Source organism: Mycobacterium sp. E2733 (assembly GCF_001667585.1).
Classification (GTDB): domain Bacteria; phylum Actinomycetota; class Actinomycetes; order Mycobacteriales; family Mycobacteriaceae; genus Mycobacterium.
On sequence record NZ_LZJZ01000116.1, the window covers coordinates 1 to 17,558 of the forward strand.

Genomic DNA, 17,558 nt, shown 5'->3' on the forward strand with positions numbered 1-17,558 from the left:
ATGGGCTGCAACGCCTTATCGAGGGATCCGAGGTGTCCGGTAAGCGGGTGCTGGTCGTCGCGGACACCAGCACCACGAACGCGTCGATCGGACGGCCCGGCGCGTGCATGATGGCCGTGGCCACCGGGTCGGCGCCCAGGGTCAGCCCGCCGACCACCGCGTAGTCCCAGTCGCTGGTGAGGTCGCGCATCAGCGTGCCGATCAAGGCCGAGGCCCGGTGATGCAGGGTGGCGCGGCGCAGGTCGACGTAGTAGTCGGCCTCCTTGCCCGACGACAGCGTGACCCGGCCGTGTACCACCGACAGCCGGCGCACCAGCTCGGCCAGCTCCGCGCGCAACGACGACTCAGGTGCGGCCACGGCCACCGCCGATCCGCTTGATCACGGCCCGCATCAGCGCCCGCGGGACCACCCGCTCGGCGGCGATGATCGCCTTGTACTGCATGCCCGGGATGCTGATCACCTTGCCGCGGGCGACGTCGGCCAGGCCCTGGTTTACCACGTCGTCGACCTCGAGCCACATGAACGACGGCGACTTGGCCATGTCGATCCCGGCCCGGGCGTGAAATTCGGTGCGCACGTAGCCCGGACACACGGCGTGCACGCCCACGCCGGTGCCCTGCAGGCCGACGGACAGGCCCTCGCTGAACGAGATCACCCACGCCTTGGACGCCGAGTAGGTCGACCCGCGTCCCGGCACCAGCCCGGCGACGCTGGCGATGTTGATGACCGTGCCGGCGCCGGCGTCGAGCATGGCCGGCAGGGCCGCGCGGGTGAGGTGCATGACAGCGGTGACGTTGACGTCGAGCTGGGCTTGCAGCAGCGCGGGGTCGGTCGCCCAGAAGTCGCCCGAGGTGCCCACCCCGGCGTTGTTCACCAGGACGCGGACGCCCTGGGCCACGCGTTCGCAGACCTTGTCGCGGCCGGCGGGGTCGGCCAGGTCGGCGGGCAGCACCTCGACGCTGCCGGCCCGACCCTCCAACTCGCCCGCCAGTTCGTGCAGCCGGTCGACGTCGCGGGCGACCAGGACCAGGTCGTAGCCGTCGCTCGCATAGCGTCGCGCGAACCCGGCGCCGATCCCGGACGTGGGCCCGGTGATCAGCGCGACGGGACGAGGCATGAGCGACATCCTAATGACGGCGGCACCGCCGCCCACCCGGCGCCCGGCGCGCCGTCAGTGCTGATAGTTGGTGGCCTGGTGGCCGTTGCGGCCGGCCGGCGGCGGGCGCCGAACGGCGTCCGGCCCGCGCTGCTCCCGGCGGATCGGCTCGGCCGGCCGGCGCGGAGGCGCCTCACCCAGCAGCCCGGAGGCGTCCTGCTGCGCGCGCCGGGGCGGCAACTCCGCGCGGCCGGCGGGGGCCAGCGGTCGGCTCGGCGCCGCGTTGCGCGGCCCCGCGGGCGCGCCCGCCTCCTGCTGGGTTTCCTCGGGCAGCGGCGGCAGCACCCGCAACAGGTCGTTGAACTGCCGCACGGTGCGCAGGCCCTCGTCCCACTGGGTGCGGGTGCTGGTGATGGGCATGGCGACCAGCGTCCAGTTCTGCTCGTTCCACATGATCTCGGCGCAGTCCGGCGCGGTGTGCGCGAAGGTGACCATGCGGCGGTCGCAGGCGCGCCGCGCGGCGTCCAGGTTGGTGGAGTACACCATCCGCGGGCCGATCGCACCCAGCAGCCAGATGTCGCTCTCCCGTGGCTCTTTCAGCCCCTTGAGCCGCAGATCCACCACGACGTTGGTGCCCACCTTGCGGTGCAGCGCGATCACGGTGGCGACTTCCTCGAGGTCGAAGATGTACACCGCCTCGCCGCGGATCTGACCCAACACGACGTTCTCGGCGGCGATGTCGCCGACCGTCGAGATCACACCGCGCTTCCAGCGCTTGAGGATGTCGGCCGATTCACGCTCGTAGTCGAACCCGTGCGACCGCGCCCACGACCTGCGGCGCCTGCTGCGTCCGCGGCGTCGATCGAGATCGACGTACAGCAACACGCCCGCGCCGACGAAGCACAGCGCGGACAGCGTGAACCAGAGGGGGACCATCCCACACAGGGTATCTGCATTTCCGCCGGAATAAAGAAGTCCGGCTGGTCACAACCCAATTACAGGACGGAACACCCGCCCCTCGGGACGGTCCCCTTCAGGATCAGCGAGGATCAGCCCAGGATCAGCGAATCGCCGTCCGGGCTGACGTTGACCGGAACGGTGTCGCCGTCGTGCACGTCGCCGGCCAGCAGCTGCTTGGCCAGCTGGTCGCCGATGGCCTGCTGCACCAGCCGGCGCAACGGCCGCGCGCCGTAGACCGGGTCGAAGCCGCGCTGGGCCAGCCACTGCTTGGCCGGCAGCGACACCTCCAAGGTGAGGCGACGCTGCGCCAGCCGCTTCTGCAGCTGGGCCAGCTGGATGTCGACGATCGACACCAGCTCGCCGGGCTCGAGGCCATGGAAGATGATCACGTCGTCGAGCCGGTTGATGAACTCCGGCTTGAACGCCGACCGCACGGCGGCCATCACCTGCTCCTCGCTGCCGCCCGACCCGAGGTTGGACGTCAGGATCAGGATGGTGTTGCGGAAGTCGACCGTGCGGCCCTGCCCGTCGGTGAGCCGGCCCTCGTCGAGCACCTGCAGCAGCACGTCGAACACGTCCGGGTGCGCCTTCTCGATCTCGTCGAACAGGATCACCGTGTAGGGCCGCCGCCGCACCGCCTCGGTCAGCTGACCACCCTGGTCGTAACCGATGTACCCGGGCGGGGCGCCGACGAGCCGGGCGACCGAGTGCTTCTCGCCGTACTCGCTCATGTCGATGCGCACCATCGCGCGTTCGTCGTCGAACAGGAACTCCGCCAGCGCCTTGGCCAGCTCGGTCTTACCGACACCGGTCGGCCCGAGGAACATGAACGAACCCGTCGGCCGGTTGGGGTCGGCGACGCCGGCCCGCGAACGCCGCACCGCGTCGGACACCGCCGTCACCGCCTTCTTCTGGCCGATGACGCGCTTGCCCAGCTCGTCCTCCATGCGCAGCAGCTTGGCGGTCTCGCCCTCGAGCATCCGCCCGGCGGGGATGCCGGTCCACGCCGACACCACGTCGGCGATGTCGTCGGGTCCAACCTCCTCCTTGAGCATCACGTTCTCGCGGGCCTCCGCCTGGGGCAGCGCGGCATCGAGTTTCTTCTCGACCTCGGGGATGCGCCCGTACCGCAGCTCGGCGGCCTTGGCCAGGTCGCCGTCGCGCTCGGCGCGCTCGGACTCCCCGCGCAGCGCCTCCAGCTGTTCCTTGAGCTCGCGGACCACATCGATCGCGCTCTTCTCGTTCTGCCAGCGGGTGGTCAGCTCGGACAGCTTCTCCTTCTGGTCGGCCAGCTCGGAGCGCAGCTTCTCCAGCCGCTCCTTGGACGCCTCGTCCTCCTCCTTGGCCAGTGCCATCTCCTCGATCTCGAGGCGGCGCACCAGGCGCTCGACCTCGTCGATCTCGACGGGCCGGGAGTCGATCTCCATCTTCAGCCGGCTGGCGGCCTCGTCGACCAGGTCGATGGCCTTGTCCGGCAGGAAGCGGGCGGTGATGTAGCGGTCGGACAGCGTCGCCGCGGCGACCAACGCCGAGTCGGTGATGCGCACACCGTGGTGCACCTCGTAGCGGTCCTTCAGGCCGCGCAGGATGCCGACGGTGTCCTCCACCGACGGCTCGCCGACCAGCACCTGCTGGAAGCGCCGCTCCAGCGCGGCGTCCTTCTCGATGTACTTGCGGTATTCGTCGAGCGTGGTCGCGCCGACCAGCCGCAGCTCGCCACGGGCCAGCATCGGCTTGATCATGTTGCCGGCGTCCATGGCGCCCTCGCCGGTCGCGCCGGCGCCGACGATGGTGTGCAGCTCGTCGATGAACGTGATGATCTGCCCGGCGGAGTTCTTGATGTCGTCGAGGACGGCCTTCAGCCGCTCCTCGAACTCGCCGCGGTACTTGGCCCCGGCCACCATCGAGCCGAGGTCCAGGCTGATGACGGTCTTGTCGCGCAGGCTCTCCGGCACGTCGCCGGCCACGATCCGCTGGGCCAGGCCCTCCACGATCGCGGTCTTACCCACGCCGGGCTCACCGATCAGCACCGGGTTGTTCTTGGTGCGGCGCGACAGCACCTGCACGACGCGGCGGATCTCGTTGTCCCGACCGATGACCGGGTCGAGCTTGCCTTCCCGCGCACGGGCGGTCAGGTCGGTGGAGTACTTCTCCAGCGCCTGATAGGTGGCCTCCGGTTCGGGGCTGGTGACGCGGGCGCTGCCGCGGACCTTGACGAAGCCGTCGCGCAGGGCCTGCGGCGACGCGCCGTGGCCGGTCAGCAGCTTGGCGACGTCGGAATCGCCGGTGGCCAGGCCGACCAGCAGGTGCTCGGTCGAGACGTACTCGTCGTCCATCTCGGTGGCCAGTTGCTGGGCGGTGGTGATGGCGGCCAGCGATTCGCGCGACAGCTGCGGTTGCGAGCTGGCGCCGCTGGCCTGCGGCAGCCGTTCGACCAGACGCTCGGCTTCGGTGCGAATGGTCGCGGGCTGGACGCCGACAGCCTCCAGCAGCGGTCCCGCGATCCCGTCGGCCTGCGTGAGCAGGGCCATCAGCAGGTGCGCGGGCCGGATCTCGGGGTTACCGGCGGCCGAGGCCGCCTGGAGCGCCGAGGTCAGCGCCGCTTGCGTCTTGGTTGTCGGGTTGAAAGAGTCCACGACGCCTCCGTTCGCATAAGTAGGGAAAATGCTTGTCGCGTTGTTCAACGTCGTCAAGGTTGAGTGTGTTCCGCTCAACTCTAACGAGTTTTGGGCAATATGACGCACGGGGTACCCCCGGAGCGATGACGCAGACCGAACAGCACCAGGAGCGGGCCGACGGCCGCCGGGTCCCCGGCGCCTCCAGGCTGGCCATCGTGGTCGGCGGGGTGGCGCTGGCGGGACTCGCCGTCGCCGGATTCCGCGCCGACCTCGCCGGGGACGGCTCGTCGGCGACGGTCCCGGAATCGGGCACGTTGCAGGTCAACGGGACCGGCACGGCGAAGACGATAAGCTGTCATGGTGGGTACCTGTCGGTCAGCGGCCAGACGAACACCGTCACCGTCACCGGTCACTGCACCAGCGTGAGCGTCTCGGGCCAGGGCAACCGCGTCGCGGTCGACAGCACCGACGCGGTGAGCACCTCCGGGACCGGCAACACGGTCACCTTCCACTGGGGCTCACCGAACGTCGTCAACGCCGGAACGACCAACACCGTCAAGCAGGGCTGAGTGCCTAGAATCGGGCCCCGTGGGGCTCGAGGACCGAGAAGCGTTGCGGGTGCTGCGCGACGCCTTCGCGCAGGAGGATTCGGGCTCCGACAACGAACTCGTCCACCGGTTCTACACGCACTGGTTCGGCCTCGACGTGTCGGTACGCGACCTGTTCCCGCCCGAAATGGGCGGGCAGCGGACCGCTTTCGCCCATGCCCTGCACTGGGTGTACGGCGAACTCGTCGCCCAGCGCGCTCAGGAACCGGTCGCCTTTCTGGCTCAGCTCGGCCGGGACCACCGCAAATACGGTGTGCTGCCACAGCATTACGACACGTTGCGGCGCGCCTTGTTGTCGACGTTGCGGACGTACCTCGGCGATGCCTGGACCGACGCCGTCGACGAGGCGGCCAACCAGTCGCTCAACCTGATCGTCGGGGTGATGCGCGGCGCCGCGGACGCCGAGGAGGGGCCCGCCTGGTGGGACGGCACCGTCATCGAGCACATGCGGGTCTCCCGCGACATTGCGGTGGTCCGGCTGCAGCTCGACCGCCCGATGGACTATCACGCCGGCCAGTACGTCAATGTCCACGTCCCGCAATGCCCGCGCCGCTGGCGGTACCTGTCGCCCGCGATCCCCGCCGATCCCGGCGGGGGCATCGAGTTCCACGTCCGCGTCGTGCCCGGCGGCCTGGTCAGCACCGCCATCGTCAACGAGACCCGGCCCGGCGACCGGTGGCGGCTGTCCAGCCCGCACGGCGGCCTGCGGGTCGACCGGGACGGCGGCGACGTGCTGATGGTCGCCGGTAGCACCGGCCTGGCCCCGCTGCGGGCGCTGATCATGGACCTGAGCCGGTACGCGGTGAACCCACGGGTGCACCTGTTCTTCGGCGCCCGCTACCGCTGCGAGCTCTACGACCTGCCCACCCTGTGGCAGGTGGCGTCCCACAATCCGTGGCTGTCGGTCTCGCCGGTCTCGGAGTACAGCGCCAACCCGGCGTGGGCCGCCGACTATCCCGACGTCACGCCGCCGCGCGGCCTGCACGTGCGGCAGACCGGCAGGCTCCCCGAGGTGGTGACCAAATACGGCGGGTGGGGCGACCGGCAGATCCTGATCTGTGGCGGCCCGGCGATGGTGCGGGCCACCAAGGCCGCCCTGATCGCCAAAAGCGCTCCGCCGGAACATATTCAGCACGACCCACTGTGGAGGTAAGCATGCGCGTCGTCACCCTGCGCGACCCGGCATCGCCGGTATCCGCGGAGTTCGTGCCCGAGGCCGGCATGATCGGCACCTCGCTGAGCGATGCCGGCGTCGAGTTGCTCGGGCAACGGCGCGGGCTGGACGCCTATGTGACGGCGGGCAAGACGATGGGCATCCCGATCCTGTATCCCTGGGCGAATCGGTTGGGCGAGAACATCTATACCGCCGAAGGCGTGACGACGACGCTGACGCCGGGCGAAAACCGGGTCCGTGCCGATCCCAACGGGCTGCCGATTCACGGCGTGCTGGCGGGCTACCCCGGCTGGCGGGTGACCGCCGAGTCGGCCGACGAGTTGACCGCCGAGCTGGATTTCGCCGCCGACCCGCAGTTGCTGGCCGCGTTCCCGTATCCGCACGTGCTGACGGTGGCGGTGCGGCTGGCCGAGCGGACGCTGACGGTGCGCACCACGGTGACCGCCACCGGCGCTCGCGCCGTCCCGCTGTGCTTCGGCTTCCACCCCTACCTGCGCCTGCCGGACGCGCCCCGCGCCGACTGGGTCATCCACACACCGCCGCTGCGGCATCTGTTGCTCGACGACCGGGGGCTACCGACCGGCGCGTCCGAAGCGGCCCCGGCGCGCGAGGAGGCGTTGGGCGACAAGGCTTTCGACGACGCCTACGACCAGGTGCCCGAGGGGGCGGTGTTCGCGGTCTCGGGTGGCGGGCGCCGGCTCGAGGTGCACTTCGACCGGGGGTATCCCGTGACGCAGATCTTCGCCCCGACCGCCGAGGAAATCGTGTGCTTCGAGCCGATGACCGCGCCGACCGACGCCCTGCGCCGCGGCGGCTACCGGTTGGCGCGGCCGGGTGAGCCTGCGGTCGCGGAGTTTTCGATCCGGGTCTGATCTAGCTGCGCGTCCTGCGCGGCTGCCACACCACCACGGCGGTGCTCTTGGGCACCACCGCCAGATCGCGGCGCTGGCCGGCGCGCACCTGCGCGAGCTCCTCGGTGAGCTCCTGCACGCGCGCCTGCAACGCCTCGACGTGGTTGGTCAGCTCGATGATGCGCTTGATGCCGGCGAGGTTGACGCCCTCGTCCTGGGACAGCCGCTGCACCTCGCGCAGGAGGTCGACATCGCGCTCCGAATAACGCCGTCCCCCACCGGAAGTGCGGCGCGGGCTGACCAGGCCAAGGCGGTCGTAGGTGCGCAGCGTCTGGGCGTGCATGCCGGCCAGCTCGGCGGCTACCGAGATCAGGAACGTCCGGGATTCTTCCCGTGGAGTCTTCGCCATCAGCGATTACCTGCCCATCCTGCGCGTGGGTCGAACCCACTGGCCCGCTCGGCGGCCGCGTAGGCCTCGAGCGCCTCGGCCGCGGCGCCTTCCACGTTCGGCGGCACGGCAACCTTCACGGTGACCAGCAGGTCCCCGTTGCCGCCGCTGCGCTTGGGAACGCCCCGCCCGCGCACCCGCAGGATGCGGCCGTCGGAGGTCCCCTTGGGCACCCGGACGCCGACCTTGCCGTCCAGCGTGGGCACCGAAATCGTTGAGCCCAAGGCTAATTCGGTGAAGCTGACCGGTACGGTCACGGTGAGGTCGTCACCGTCGCGGCCGAACACCTTGTCCGGGCGCACATGCACGGTCACGTACAGGTCGCCCGACGGCGCCCCGCGCAGCCCGGCCTCGCCCTGCCCGGGCAGCCGGATGCGCTGCCCGTCCTCGACGCCGGGCGGGATGCGCACGTTGATGGTGCGGGTGCGGGTGGTGACCCCGGTGCCCTTGCACTCGTCGCAGGGGTGCTCGATGATCGAGCCGCTGCCCCGGCAATCGGTGCAGGGTTCGGAGAAGCCGAACGCGCCCTGGTTGCGGTTGATCACGCCGGAACCGTTGCAGGTGGGGCACACCTTCGGGCTGGTGCCCGGGCGTGCGCCGCTGCCATGGCAATTCGTGCACGGTGCCGGGCTGGTCAGCCTCAACGGCATCGCCACGCCCTTGGCGGCCTCGACGAAATCCAGCTGCGTCTCGGTCTCCAGGTCGTTGCCGCGGCGCGGCCGGCTGGGGCGGGCGCCGGCGCCGCGCCCGAACAAGCCGCCGAACAGGTCACCGATGTTGGCGCCGCCGCTTCGGCCGGCGGCGTCGAACAAGTCGTTGAGGTTGAACTCCGCGCCGTCACCGCCGGCACCGAAGCCGCCGAAACCACCGGTGTCGAAACGGCGCCCGCCGAACCCGCCGCCCGCGAACAGGCGGCGGGTTTCGTCGTACTCCTTGCGCTTCGCCGGATCCGACAACACGTTGTGCGCCTCTGACACCGCCTTGAATCGCTCACCGGCGGCGGGGTTGTCGGGATTGGCGTCCGGATGCAGGTCGCGCGCCAGCTTCCGGTAAGCGCGTTTGATCTCTTCGGGACTGGCGTCAGAGGAGACGCCCAGCTCCTTGTAGAAGTCCTTTTCGACCCATTCTCGCTGGGCCATGTCGCGTCACCCCCTCCCACCTTTCTGTTCTGTTGTTGCGCTGATTGTGTGGTCTATTCACCGGACGCGCCGGGGTTATCGTCCGATTCGGCCGGGTCCGCCGCGGCGGCGGCCTCGTCCGGGACGGTGTCGACGACACCGACCAAGGCGTGCCGCAGGACCTGCTCGCCCAGCTTGTAACCCTGCCGCATGACCGTGCCGATCACCGGCTTGGCGCCGTCACCATCGCCGCCCTCGTGCTGCACGGCTTCGTGCAGCACCGGGTCGAAGTCCTCGCCTTCCTCGCCGAACGCGACCAGACCGAGTCCGGTCAGGGCGCTGTCCAGCTTGTCGGCCACCGACTTCAGCGGGCCGGACTCCAGATCGCCGTGCTTGCGCGCCCGCTCGAGATCGTCGAGCACGCCCAGCAATTGGCTCACGACGGCGGCCTTGGCGCGGTCCGCCGCGGCCTGCTGGTCGCGCAACGCACGCTTGCGGTAGTTGGCGAAGTCGGCCTGGACGCGTTGCAGGTCGCCCAGCAATTCGGCGGCCTTGCCGGCCTCCTCGGGAGTTTCGCCCGCAAACTCTCCGGAGGACGTGCCCCCTCCCGGCGCCCCTTCTGGTTGGGGGCCGGGAGGGGCCTGCCGCACTTCACCCGTGTCGGGGTCGATCCGCCGTTTGTCGGTGACGGTCACCGGTTCCTGATTGCCGTCCGTCACTTGGACTCCCGGTCGTCGTCGACCACCTCCGCGTCCACGACGTCGTCAGCCGAGCCCGACGGTCCGCCGGCTGCACCGGCCTCCGCGCCACCTGCGGCCTGAGTGGCCTCGTAGATCGCCTGTCCGAGCGCCTGGGACTCCTGGCCCAGCTTCTCCATCGCCGACTTGATCGCGGTGATGTCGGTGCCGCCCAGGGCCGTCTTGGCCTCGGCGATGGCGCCGTCGACCTTGGACAGCGTCTCCTCGGGAACCTTCGATCCGCCCTCGGCTTCGCGCTGGTCCTTGACGAACTTCTCCGTCTGGTAGACCAGCGATTCGGCCTGGTTGCGAACGTCGGCCTCCTCGCGACGCTGGCGGTCCTCCTCGGCGTGCGCCTCGGCGTCCTTGATCATCCGGTCGATCTCCTCCTTGGACAGGCCGGAGCCCTCCTGGATCTTGATCGTGTTCTCCTTGCCGGTGCCCTTGTCCTTGGCCGTGACGTGCACGATGCCGTTGGCGTCGATGTCGAAGGTGACCTCGATCTGCGGGACACCGCGCGGAGCCGGCGGGATGCCGGTCAGCTCGAAGGAGCCGAGCAGCTTGTTGTGCGAAGCGATCTCGCGCTCACCCTGGTAGACCTGGATCTGCACCGACGGCTGGTTGTCGTCGGCCGTGGTGAAGGTCTCCGACCGCTTGGTGGGGATGGTGGTGTTGCGCTCGATGAGCTTGGTCATCACGCCACCCTTGGTCTCAATACCCAGGCTCAGCGGCGTAACGTCAAGCAGCAGAACATCTTTCACCTCACCTTTGAGGACACCCGCCTGCAGCGCGGCACCAACGGCCACTACCTCGTCGGGGTTGACGCCCTTGTTGGGCTCCTTGCCGCCGGTGAGCTCCTTGACCAGTTCGGTCACCGCGGGCATCCGGGTGGAACCACCCACGAGCACGACGTGGTCGATGTCGGAGACCGAGATGCCGGCGTCGGAGATCACCGACTTGAACGGCTGGCGGGTCCGGTCCAGCAGATCCTGTGTGATGCGCTGGAATTCGGCACGGGTCAGCTGCTCATCGAGGAACAGCGGGTTCTTGTCCGCGTCGACGGTGATGTAGGGCAGGTTGATCGAAGTGCTCTGCGAACTCGAGAGCTCGATCTTGGCCTTCTCGGCGGCCTCACGCAGCCGCTGCATCGCCATCTTGTCCTTGGTCAGGTCGATTCCGCTGGTGCCCTTGAACTTGTCGACGAGCCAATCGACGACCCGGTCGTCCCAGTCGTCGCCACCGAGGTGGTTGTCACCGCTGGTGGCACGGACCTCGACCACACCCTCGCCGATCTCGAGCAGCGAGACGTCGAACGTTCCGCCACCGAGGTCGAAGACCAGGATGGTCTGTTCCTTCTCGCCCTTGTCCAGGCCGTAGGCCAGCGCGGCCGCGGTCGGCTCGTTGACGATGCGCAGCACGTTCAGGCCGGCGATCTGGCCGGCCTCCTTGGTCGCCTGACGCTGGGCGTCGTTGAAGTACGCCGGCACGGTGATGACGGCGTCGGTGATGTCCTCACCCAGGTACGCCTCCGCGTCGCGCTTCAGCTTCATCAGCACCCGGGCGCTGATCTCCTGCGCGGTGTATTTCTTGTCATCGATCTCGATGGACCAGTCGGTGCCCATGTGCCGCTTTACCGAACGGATGGTGCGGTCGACGTTCGTCACCGCCTGGTTCTTGGCGGGCTGGCCGACGAGCACCTCGCCGTTGCGCGCGAACGCGACGATGGACGGGGTCGTCCGTGAGCCCTCGGAGTTTGCGACGACGACGGGGTCACCGCCCTCGAGAACTGCGACGACGGAGTTGGTGGTCCCGAGGTCGATACCGACCGCACGAGCCATAGTGATTCCTCCTGATTGAGTAGAGCCTTCTTTGGTGCCACTATGCTGAGTGAACCCCGCTCAAGACTGCTCTCGGCGGCACCGTGGTGTCAACCCAGGATTGAGTCTGGTTCGCTCAACTTGTCGATCATGCTAACGGCGCGCACCGCCGTCTTGTTCCCGGGGGGGCCGAACGAGTGCGGCATGACCGCACAGTGCAGCGGCTCGGCCCGTGGATGGGTTAGCCTGAGCTTTCCCTGGAGCCACCCCCGGCAGGAGCTTGATGGCACCGCTAGACAGCGCCGCCGCGCGGCTCGCCCGCGAAGACGCGGGCTATCACAAGGGGCTCACGAACCGCCAGGTACAGATGATCGGCCTGGGCGGGGCCATCGGAACGGGTCTCTTCCTCGGCGCCGGGGGAAGGCTCGCGTCGGCGGGACCGGGGCTCTTCCTGGTGTACGGGATCTGCGGCATCTTCGTGTTCTTGATCCTGCGCGCGCTCGGCGAACTCGTGCTGTACCGCCCGTCCTCGGGGTCCTTCGTGTCCTATGCCCGGGAATTCTTCGGCGAGAAGGCCGCTTTCGCCGCGGGCTGGCTGTACTTCGTCAACTGGGCGATGACGGGGATCGTGGACACCACCGCGATCGCGCACTACTGCCACTACTGGACGACGTTTCAGGCCGTCCCGCAGTGGACGCTGGCGCTGATCGCGTTGGTCATGGTGCTGGCGATGAACCTGATCTCCGTCAAGCTGTTCGGCGAGCTGGAATTCTGGGCCTCGCTGATCAAGGTGCTCGCGCTGGTGACGTTCCTCGTCGTGGGCACCGTCTTCCTGGTCGGCCGCTTCAAGGTCGACGGTCATGACCCCGGTGTGGCGCTCTGGGACAGCCATGGCGGACTCCTGCCCGCCGGCCTGCTGCCCCTGGTGCTCGTCACCTCCGGGGTCGTCTTCGCCTACGCCGCGGTCGAACTCGTCGGCATCGCGGCCGGCGAGACCGCGAATCCGCACAAGATCATGCCGCGGGCGATCAACTCCGTGGTGTTTCGCATCGCCATCTTCTATATCGGGTCGACGGTGCTGCTGGCGCTGCTGCTGCCGCACACCGCCTACCGGGACCACGTGAGCCCGTTCGTCACGTTCTTCTCCAAGGTCGGGTTCGGCGGGGCCGGCAGCGTGATGAACCTCGTCGTGCTCACCGCCGCGCTCTCCAGCCTGAATGCCGGCCTGTACTCCACCGGCCGCATCCTGCGGTCGATGGCGATGAACGGCAGCGGCCCGAAGTTCACCGCACCCATGACGAAGAACGGCGTGCCCTACGGCGGGATCCTGCTCACCGCCGTTGTCGGCCTCTTGGGCATCGTGCTCAACGCGGTCAAACCGAGCCAGGCGTTCGAAATCGTGCTCCACATCGCCGCCGTGGGCGTCGTGGTGGCCTGGGGCACGATCGTGGCGAGCCAGTTGCGGTTCTACCGGCTGGCCCGCGCCGGGACGTTGCAACGGCCGCACTTCCGGATGCCGCTGGCGCCCTACAGCGGCTACCTGACGCTGGCCTTCCTGGCCGGCGTCCTGGTCCTGATGTTGCTGGACAAGGTCCAGGGCCCGTGGTTGCTCGGCGCAATGGCCGTCGGCATCCCCGGTCTGATCGGCGGCTGGTATCTCGTCCGCCACCGGGTGCGGGCAGCCGCCGAAGACGCCGCGCTGCCGGCCGCGGACCCACCCGCTGCGGCCTAGGGCTCGTCGATGTCCTGACCGCCGGCGAGATCCGCGCAGTCGACGAGCTCGACGTCGTGCCGGGTGCGCAGGTACGCCCCGGCGCCGCGATCACCGGAGATGCTCGAGAGGACCTCGGGCCAGTGCCGGCGCGCGATCACCACCGGGTGGCCCGGGCGGCCGCCGAAGACAGCGCGCGAAAGGCCGCTGGACGACGCGACCGCGCGGCCGAGCACCCGCGCCACTACGGCCGGACCGACGTCGGGGGTGTCAATGACGTGCACCGCGGCGTAATCCGCGCCCATGCGGTCGGCCTGCTCGAGACCGGTGCGCACCGAGGCGCTCAGCCCGTCTTGCCACCGCGCCGCGGTGACCGCGACGGTCCCGGGCGGAGCGGGCACTTGGGCGGCGCCCAACACGACGACGACGTCGGCGCAGCCCCCGGTGCGCAGGGCGTCGACCGCGATGTCGAGCCAGCCCTCGACCAGCACCTTCGGCTTGCCGTAGCGCCTGCCTGCGCCCGCGGCCAGCAGGACTCCGACGCTGTGCGGTGGAGAGGTCGACTCCGGTAACCCCACTCTCCTATGATGACATTGCACTTCTCCCATAGCGATAACTTCGCTATGCACCGCCATCGGATGGAGCGAAATGAGTCAGGACGTACAAGGGCACGCCGTCACCCCGGCGCCCCGGTACGCCGGGACCCGCGTCCAGCGGGTGGAAGACGGCCGGCTGCTGACCGGCCGCGGCAGCTTCGTCGACGACATCTCGCGACCGGGCATGCTGCACGCCTGCTTCGTGCGCAGCCCGTTCGCGCGGGCACGCATCAACGGCATCGACGCCTCGGCCGCGCTGGCGCTGCCCGGCGTGCGTGCGGTGTTCACCGCCGCCGACCTCAACCCGGACGTCAAAGAGGCGTGGCACGCCGTCGCCGGCAAGGACATGCCGGACACCCCGCGACCGCCACTGGCCGAGGGCGAGGCCAAGTTCGTCGGCGACCCGGTCGCGCTCATCGTCGCCGAGAGCCGCTACATCGCCGAGGACGCGCTCGAACTCGTCGACGTCGACTACGAGCCGCTGCCGGCAGTGAGCGACTTCACCGGCGCCCAGGACTCCGATGTGCTGGTGCACGACGACTACCCGAACAACGTCGCCGGCGGGATGGGCGGGGCCCCGCCGGACGAAAGGCTGTTCGCCAACGCGCCGTGCGTCGTCAAGGAACACATCTATCAGCAGATCTACGCGCCGGTGCCGATCGAGACCCGCGGCCTGGTCGTCGAATGGACGGCAGCCACCGGAGAACTCACCATGTGGGCGTCCACCCAGACGCCGCACGAACTGCGGGCGTTCTGCGCGCGGCTGTTAGGCATTGCGGCCCAACGTGTTCGGGTCATCATGCGAGACACCGGCGGCGGTTTCGGCCAGAAGGTCGTCCCGATGCGCGAGGACATGTGCATCATGCTGGCCGCGCGAAAGGTGCCGGTGGCGCTGAAGTGGATCGAGGACCGGCGCGAGAACCTGATGTCGGCCGGGCAGGCCCGGCATGTGGACGGCAACGCGCGCATGGCGTTCGACGCCGAGGGCAACATCGCGGCGGCCGACATCGACTTCGTCCAGGACATCGGCGCCTACCCGACGCCCTACCCCGTGCTGACCACCGCGGCCATCGGGATGTTCTTCCCGGGGCCCTACCGGGTGCCCAAGGCCAGCTTCAACTACAAGACGGTGTTCTCCAACACCAGCGGCCTGGCCGCCTATCGCGGACCGTGGCAGTACGAGACGCTGGCGCGCGAGATCCTGCTCGACATCGCCGCCCGCAAGATGAACATCGACCCGGTGGAGCTGCGCCGCCGAAACCTGCTGCGCCGCGACGAGATGCCGTACGTCAACCCCAACGGCATGCCGTACGACCACGTCGCCCCGATCGACACGTTCGAGCAGGCGGTGAAAATCCTTGATCACGAAGGGTTTCGCAAAGAACAGGCGGAGGCGCTGGCGCGGGGCCGCTACCTGGGCCTCGGGTTCTCGGCCTACATCGAGCCGACCGGCGCGGCGACCGGGCACCTCGCGACCGAAGGCGCCACCATCCGCATGGAGCCGACCGGCAAGATCAACGTGTACGTCAACGGCGGCTCCAGCGGAAACAGCATCGAGACCACCGTCGTCCAGTTGACCGCCGACGCGCTAGGCGCCGACATCGACGACGTCGCCACCATCCAGGGCGACACCGCGGTCACCCCCTATGGGGCCGGGACCCAGGGCAGCCGCAGTGCACCGATGACCGCGGGGGCCGTCAACGAGGCGGGGGCCATCCTGCGCGAGAAGATCGTGGCGCTGGCCGCGCACCACCTCAAGGTCGCCGAATCCGAAGTGGAGCTGGCGTTTTCCGTGGCCAGCGTGCGCGGCGCCCCGGACAAGTCGGTGTCGTTCGGCGAGCTGGCCTACGTGGCGTACTACTCGCCGCAGCAGCTGCCGCCGGGACTGTCGGCCAACCTGGAGGCGACCGCCCGGTTCAACTCGACCAATCCCATCCATTGGTCAAACGCGACCCACGCCTGCACCTGTGAGGTGGATGTGGCGACCGGCAAGGTGACGCTGCTGCGCTACATCGTCAGCGAGGACGTCGGGCCGATGATCAACCCGTCGGTGGTGGAGGGCCAGATCGCCGGCGGAACGGTGCAGGGCATCGGCGGCGCACTGATGGAGGACATGGTCTACGACGACGACGGCAACCCGCTGGCAACAACTTTCGTCGACTACCTGCTGCCCACGGCCACCGAGGTGCCGCTGATCGAATTCGGCCACGTCGAGATACCCGGGCCGGGGCCCGGTGGCTACAAGGGCGCCGGCGAGGGCGGGGCCATCGGCTCGGTGCCGGCGGTGATCAACGCGATCAACGATGCCCTCGCACCGCTGGGCGTGACGATCACGCGGCTGCCGGCCAGCCCGGCGTCGATCGCCGCCCAGCTGGAACGGGGCGAACGGTGAAACCGGCCGCATTCGAATACCACCGCCCCGACACCATCGACGACGCCGTGGGCCTGCTGGCTGAGTTGGGCGACTTGGGAGACGGGGCGAAAATCCTTGCCGGCGGCCAGAGCCTGGTGCCGATGCTGGCGATGCGGCTGGCCTACTTCGCCCACCTGATCGACATCTCCCGGCTGCCCGAGCTGCGGGGCATCGAGCGCAGGGGCTCGGAATTGTGGATCGGCGCGGGGACCACCGAGGCCACCGTCGGCGCCGACGAGCAAGTGCGCCAAGCGGTTCCGCTGTTGACCCGGGCGACGCCGTTCGTCGGGCATTTCCAGATCCGCAACCGGGGCACCCTCGGCGGCTCGATCGCCCATGCCGACGCCGCCGGCGAATACCCGGCGGTCGCCCTGACCCTGGATGCGGTGATGGAGGTGGTCTCGCCACGCGGGCGCCGCGAGATCGCGGCCGCCGACTTCTTCGCCGGGGTGTGGGAGACGACGATGGATTCCGACGAGGTGCTGACCGGGGTGCGGTTCCCCGTGTGGGACGGCAGATCCGGGTTCGCCGTCGAGGAATTCTCGCGCCGGCACGGCGATTTCGCGATCGCCGGCGCGCTGGTCGCCGTCCAGCTCGACGAGCAGGATCGGGTGTCGCGCTGCGCGGTCGGGCTGCTGGGCATGGGGTCCACGGTTCGGCGCGCGACGGCGGCCGAGGTCGCGGCCGTGGGCAGGCCGGTCGGCGAGCTGGTGCCCGAGGAGATCGGCGAGGCCGCGATGAGCGGGCTCGATGACATTCCCAGCGACCTGCAAGGGTCGGCGTCCTACCGGTTGAAGGTCGGCGCCACCATGGCCACGCGCGCGTGGACACAAGCGATAGCCGAAGCCATGGGGGCAAGCAATGCGTGAACATTCAATCGAGCTGTCCGTCAACGGAACTCCGATCACGGCCGGGGTCGAACCGCGGATGACGCTGGCGGACTTCCTCCGGGACAAGTGTGGGCTGACCGGCACGCATCTGGGTTGTGAGCACGGGGCGTGCGGGGCGTGCACGGTGCTGCTGGACGGCGAGGCCGTGCGCTCGTGCCTGATGTTCGCGGTGCAGGCCGACGGGTCCGAGGTGACGACGGTTGAAGGCATCGCGGCGCCGGACGGCACCCTGTCGCCCGTGCAGTCGGCGCTGCGAGAGTGCCACGGGCTGCAATGCGGCTTCTGCACGCCGGGTTTCGTCATGTCGCTCACCGCGCTGCTGCGCGACAATCCCGACCCCAGCGACCACGAGATCCGGGAGGGCCTGTCGGGCAACTTCTGCCGGTGCACCGGCTACCAGGGCATCGTCGCGGCCGCCCGCCGCGCCGCCGAGACGCAATCGGTCACACAGCGGTAAAGCTTCACCATCGGGGCCGCATCGACAGGTGCGCGGTTACCGGGATTTTCGTTACTTCGCGCG

At 69.3% G+C, this 17,558-nt stretch carries 15 protein-coding genes and 1 pseudogene; 7 read left to right on the forward strand and 9 right to left on the reverse strand.

The window, feature by feature from the left end:
* The 4 genes and pseudogenes from A5678_RS21375 to clpB all read right to left on the reverse strand — a co-directional run.
* Nucleotides 1–358, reverse strand: a pseudogene (locus A5678_RS21375) (orotate phosphoribosyltransferase); the annotation flags it as partial.
* Nucleotides 345–1,118 carry an SDR family oxidoreductase gene (locus A5678_RS21380; RefSeq protein WP_068046512.1) on the reverse strand — a complete coding sequence of 258 codons (774 nt, stop codon included), beginning with the start codon at nucleotides 1,116–1,118 and terminating at the stop codon, nucleotides 345–347. The gene A5678_RS21380 and the pseudogene A5678_RS21375, both read right to left, overlap by 14 nt.
* Before the next feature lie 54 nt (nucleotides 1,119–1,172).
* Entirely contained in the window at nucleotides 1,173–2,033 is an 861-nt protein-coding gene (gene ttfA, locus A5678_RS21385) for a trehalose monomycolate transport factor TtfA (protein WP_068046404.1), read from the reverse strand.
* Between the two features lie 113 nt (nucleotides 2,034–2,146).
* Nucleotides 2,147–4,693 carry an ATP-dependent chaperone ClpB gene (gene clpB, locus A5678_RS21390; protein ID WP_068046407.1) on the reverse strand — a complete coding sequence of 849 codons (2,547 nt, stop codon included), beginning with the start codon at nucleotides 4,691–4,693 and terminating at the stop codon, nucleotides 2,147–2,149.
* A 125-nt stretch (nucleotides 4,694–4,818) separates the two neighbouring features.
* Between clpB and A5678_RS21395 the strand changes: the two genes are divergently transcribed.
* From A5678_RS21395 to A5678_RS21405, 3 genes are read left to right on the forward strand one after another with little or no spacing between them, the layout of a single operon-like run.
* Nucleotides 4,819–5,244 carry a DUF3060 domain-containing protein gene (locus A5678_RS21395; protein ID WP_082945664.1) on the forward strand — a complete coding sequence of 142 codons (426 nt, stop codon included), beginning with the start codon at nucleotides 4,819–4,821 and terminating at the stop codon, nucleotides 5,242–5,244.
* Between the two features lie 19 nt (nucleotides 5,245–5,263).
* On the forward strand, nucleotides 5,264–6,436 hold the full coding sequence (locus tag A5678_RS21400; protein ID WP_068046415.1) for an FAD-binding oxidoreductase: 1,173 nt from the start codon (nucleotides 5,264–5,266) through the stop codon (nucleotides 6,434–6,436).
* Between the two features lie 2 nt (nucleotides 6,437–6,438).
* Nucleotides 6,439–7,329, forward strand: coding sequence for an aldose 1-epimerase (locus tag A5678_RS21405; protein ID WP_068046418.1), 891 nt, complete (start codon nucleotides 6,439–6,441; stop codon nucleotides 7,327–7,329).
* A 1-nt stretch (nucleotide 7,330) separates the two neighbouring features.
* On the opposite strand, the gene A5678_RS21410 is transcribed toward A5678_RS21405, so the two are convergent.
* Genes A5678_RS21410 through dnaK form a run of 4 tightly spaced genes read right to left on the reverse strand, consistent with a single transcriptional unit; the run spans nucleotide 7,331 to nucleotide 11,449 of the window.
* A complete protein-coding gene (locus tag A5678_RS21410; protein ID WP_068046421.1) occupies nucleotides 7,331–7,717 on the reverse strand; it encodes a heat shock protein transcriptional repressor HspR in 387 nt (128 codons plus the stop codon).
* On the reverse strand, nucleotides 7,717–8,895 hold the full coding sequence (gene dnaJ, locus A5678_RS21415; protein ID WP_068046424.1) for a molecular chaperone DnaJ: 1,179 nt from the start codon (nucleotides 8,893–8,895) through the stop codon (nucleotides 7,717–7,719). The genes A5678_RS21410 and dnaJ overlap by 1 nt, the downstream gene beginning before the upstream one ends.
* 53 nt (nucleotides 8,896–8,948) lie before the next feature.
* Nucleotides 8,949–9,593: a nucleotide exchange factor GrpE gene (grpE, locus tag A5678_RS21420; protein ID WP_068046426.1), complete on the reverse strand. Its 645-nt coding sequence runs from the start codon at nucleotides 9,591–9,593 to the stop codon at nucleotides 8,949–8,951.
* A complete protein-coding gene (gene dnaK, locus A5678_RS21425; RefSeq protein WP_068046429.1) occupies nucleotides 9,590–11,449 on the reverse strand; it encodes a molecular chaperone DnaK in 1,860 nt (619 codons plus the stop codon). The genes grpE and dnaK overlap by 4 nt, the downstream gene beginning before the upstream one ends.
* 262 nt (nucleotides 11,450–11,711) lie before the next feature.
* Here dnaK and A5678_RS21430 point away from each other — a divergent pair, with 262 nt between their 5' ends.
* The gene (locus tag A5678_RS21430) at nucleotides 11,712–13,160 is read left to right on the forward strand and encodes an amino acid permease (RefSeq protein ID WP_068046433.1); all 1,449 of its coding nucleotides are present in this window, start codon (nucleotides 11,712–11,714) and stop codon (nucleotides 13,158–13,160) included.
* Here the strand turns inward: A5678_RS21430 and A5678_RS21435 are convergent.
* Nucleotides 13,157–13,717 carry an NTP transferase domain-containing protein gene (locus A5678_RS21435; protein ID WP_068046436.1) on the reverse strand — a complete coding sequence of 187 codons (561 nt, stop codon included), beginning with the start codon at nucleotides 13,715–13,717 and terminating at the stop codon, nucleotides 13,157–13,159. The two genes, A5678_RS21430 and A5678_RS21435, sit on opposite strands and share 4 nt — an antisense overlap.
* A gap of 70 nt (nucleotides 13,718–13,787) precedes the next feature.
* On the opposite strand from A5678_RS21435, the gene A5678_RS21440 reads away from it, so the two are divergent.
* The 3 genes from A5678_RS21440 to A5678_RS21450 are packed head-to-tail and all read left to right on the forward strand — an operon-like array spanning nucleotide 13,788 to nucleotide 17,495.
* A complete protein-coding gene (locus tag A5678_RS21440) occupies nucleotides 13,788–16,127 on the forward strand; it encodes a xanthine dehydrogenase family protein molybdopterin-binding subunit (RefSeq protein WP_068046439.1) in 2,340 nt (779 codons plus the stop codon).
* Entirely contained in the window at nucleotides 16,124–17,017 is an 894-nt protein-coding gene (locus A5678_RS21445) for a xanthine dehydrogenase family protein subunit M (protein WP_068046442.1), read from the forward strand. Before A5678_RS21440 ends, A5678_RS21445 begins: the two co-directional genes overlap by 4 nt.
* Nucleotides 17,010–17,495 carry a (2Fe-2S)-binding protein gene (locus A5678_RS21450; RefSeq protein WP_068046445.1) on the forward strand — a complete coding sequence of 162 codons (486 nt, stop codon included), beginning with the start codon at nucleotides 17,010–17,012 and terminating at the stop codon, nucleotides 17,493–17,495. Before A5678_RS21445 ends, A5678_RS21450 begins: the two co-directional genes overlap by 8 nt.
* Nucleotides 17,496–17,558 lie beyond the last annotated feature (63 nt).

Bases quoted from the DNA above. Each gene is read 5' to 3' on its own strand.
- A5678_RS21380 (WP_068046512.1), bottom strand. From the start codon at position 1,118: ATGCCTCGTCCCGTCGCGCTGATCACCGGGCCCACGTCCGGGATCGGC.
- ttfA (WP_068046404.1), bottom strand. From the start codon at position 2,033: ATGGTCCCCCTCTGGTTCACGCTGTCCGCGCTGTGCTTCGTCGGCGCG.
- A5678_RS21395 (WP_082945664.1), top strand. From the start codon at position 4,819: ATGACGCAGACCGAACAGCACCAGGAGCGGGCCGACGGCCGCCGGGTC.
- A5678_RS21405 (WP_068046418.1), top strand. From the start codon at position 6,439: ATGCGCGTCGTCACCCTGCGCGACCCGGCATCGCCGGTATCCGCGGAG.
- A5678_RS21410 (WP_068046421.1), bottom strand. From the start codon at position 7,717: ATGGCGAAGACTCCACGGGAAGAATCCCGGACGTTCCTGATCTCGGTA.
- dnaJ (WP_068046424.1), bottom strand. From the start codon at position 8,895: ATGGCCCAGCGAGAATGGGTCGAAAAGGACTTCTACAAGGAGCTGGGC.
- dnaK (WP_068046429.1), bottom strand. From the start codon at position 11,449: ATGGCTCGTGCGGTCGGTATCGACCTCGGGACCACCAACTCCGTCGTC.
- A5678_RS21430 (WP_068046433.1), top strand. From the start codon at position 11,712: ATGGCACCGCTAGACAGCGCCGCCGCGCGGCTCGCCCGCGAAGACGCG.
- A5678_RS21440 (WP_068046439.1), top strand. From the start codon at position 13,788: ATGAGTCAGGACGTACAAGGGCACGCCGTCACCCCGGCGCCCCGGTAC.
- A5678_RS21450 (WP_068046445.1), top strand. From the start codon at position 17,010: ATGCGTGAACATTCAATCGAGCTGTCCGTCAACGGAACTCCGATCACG.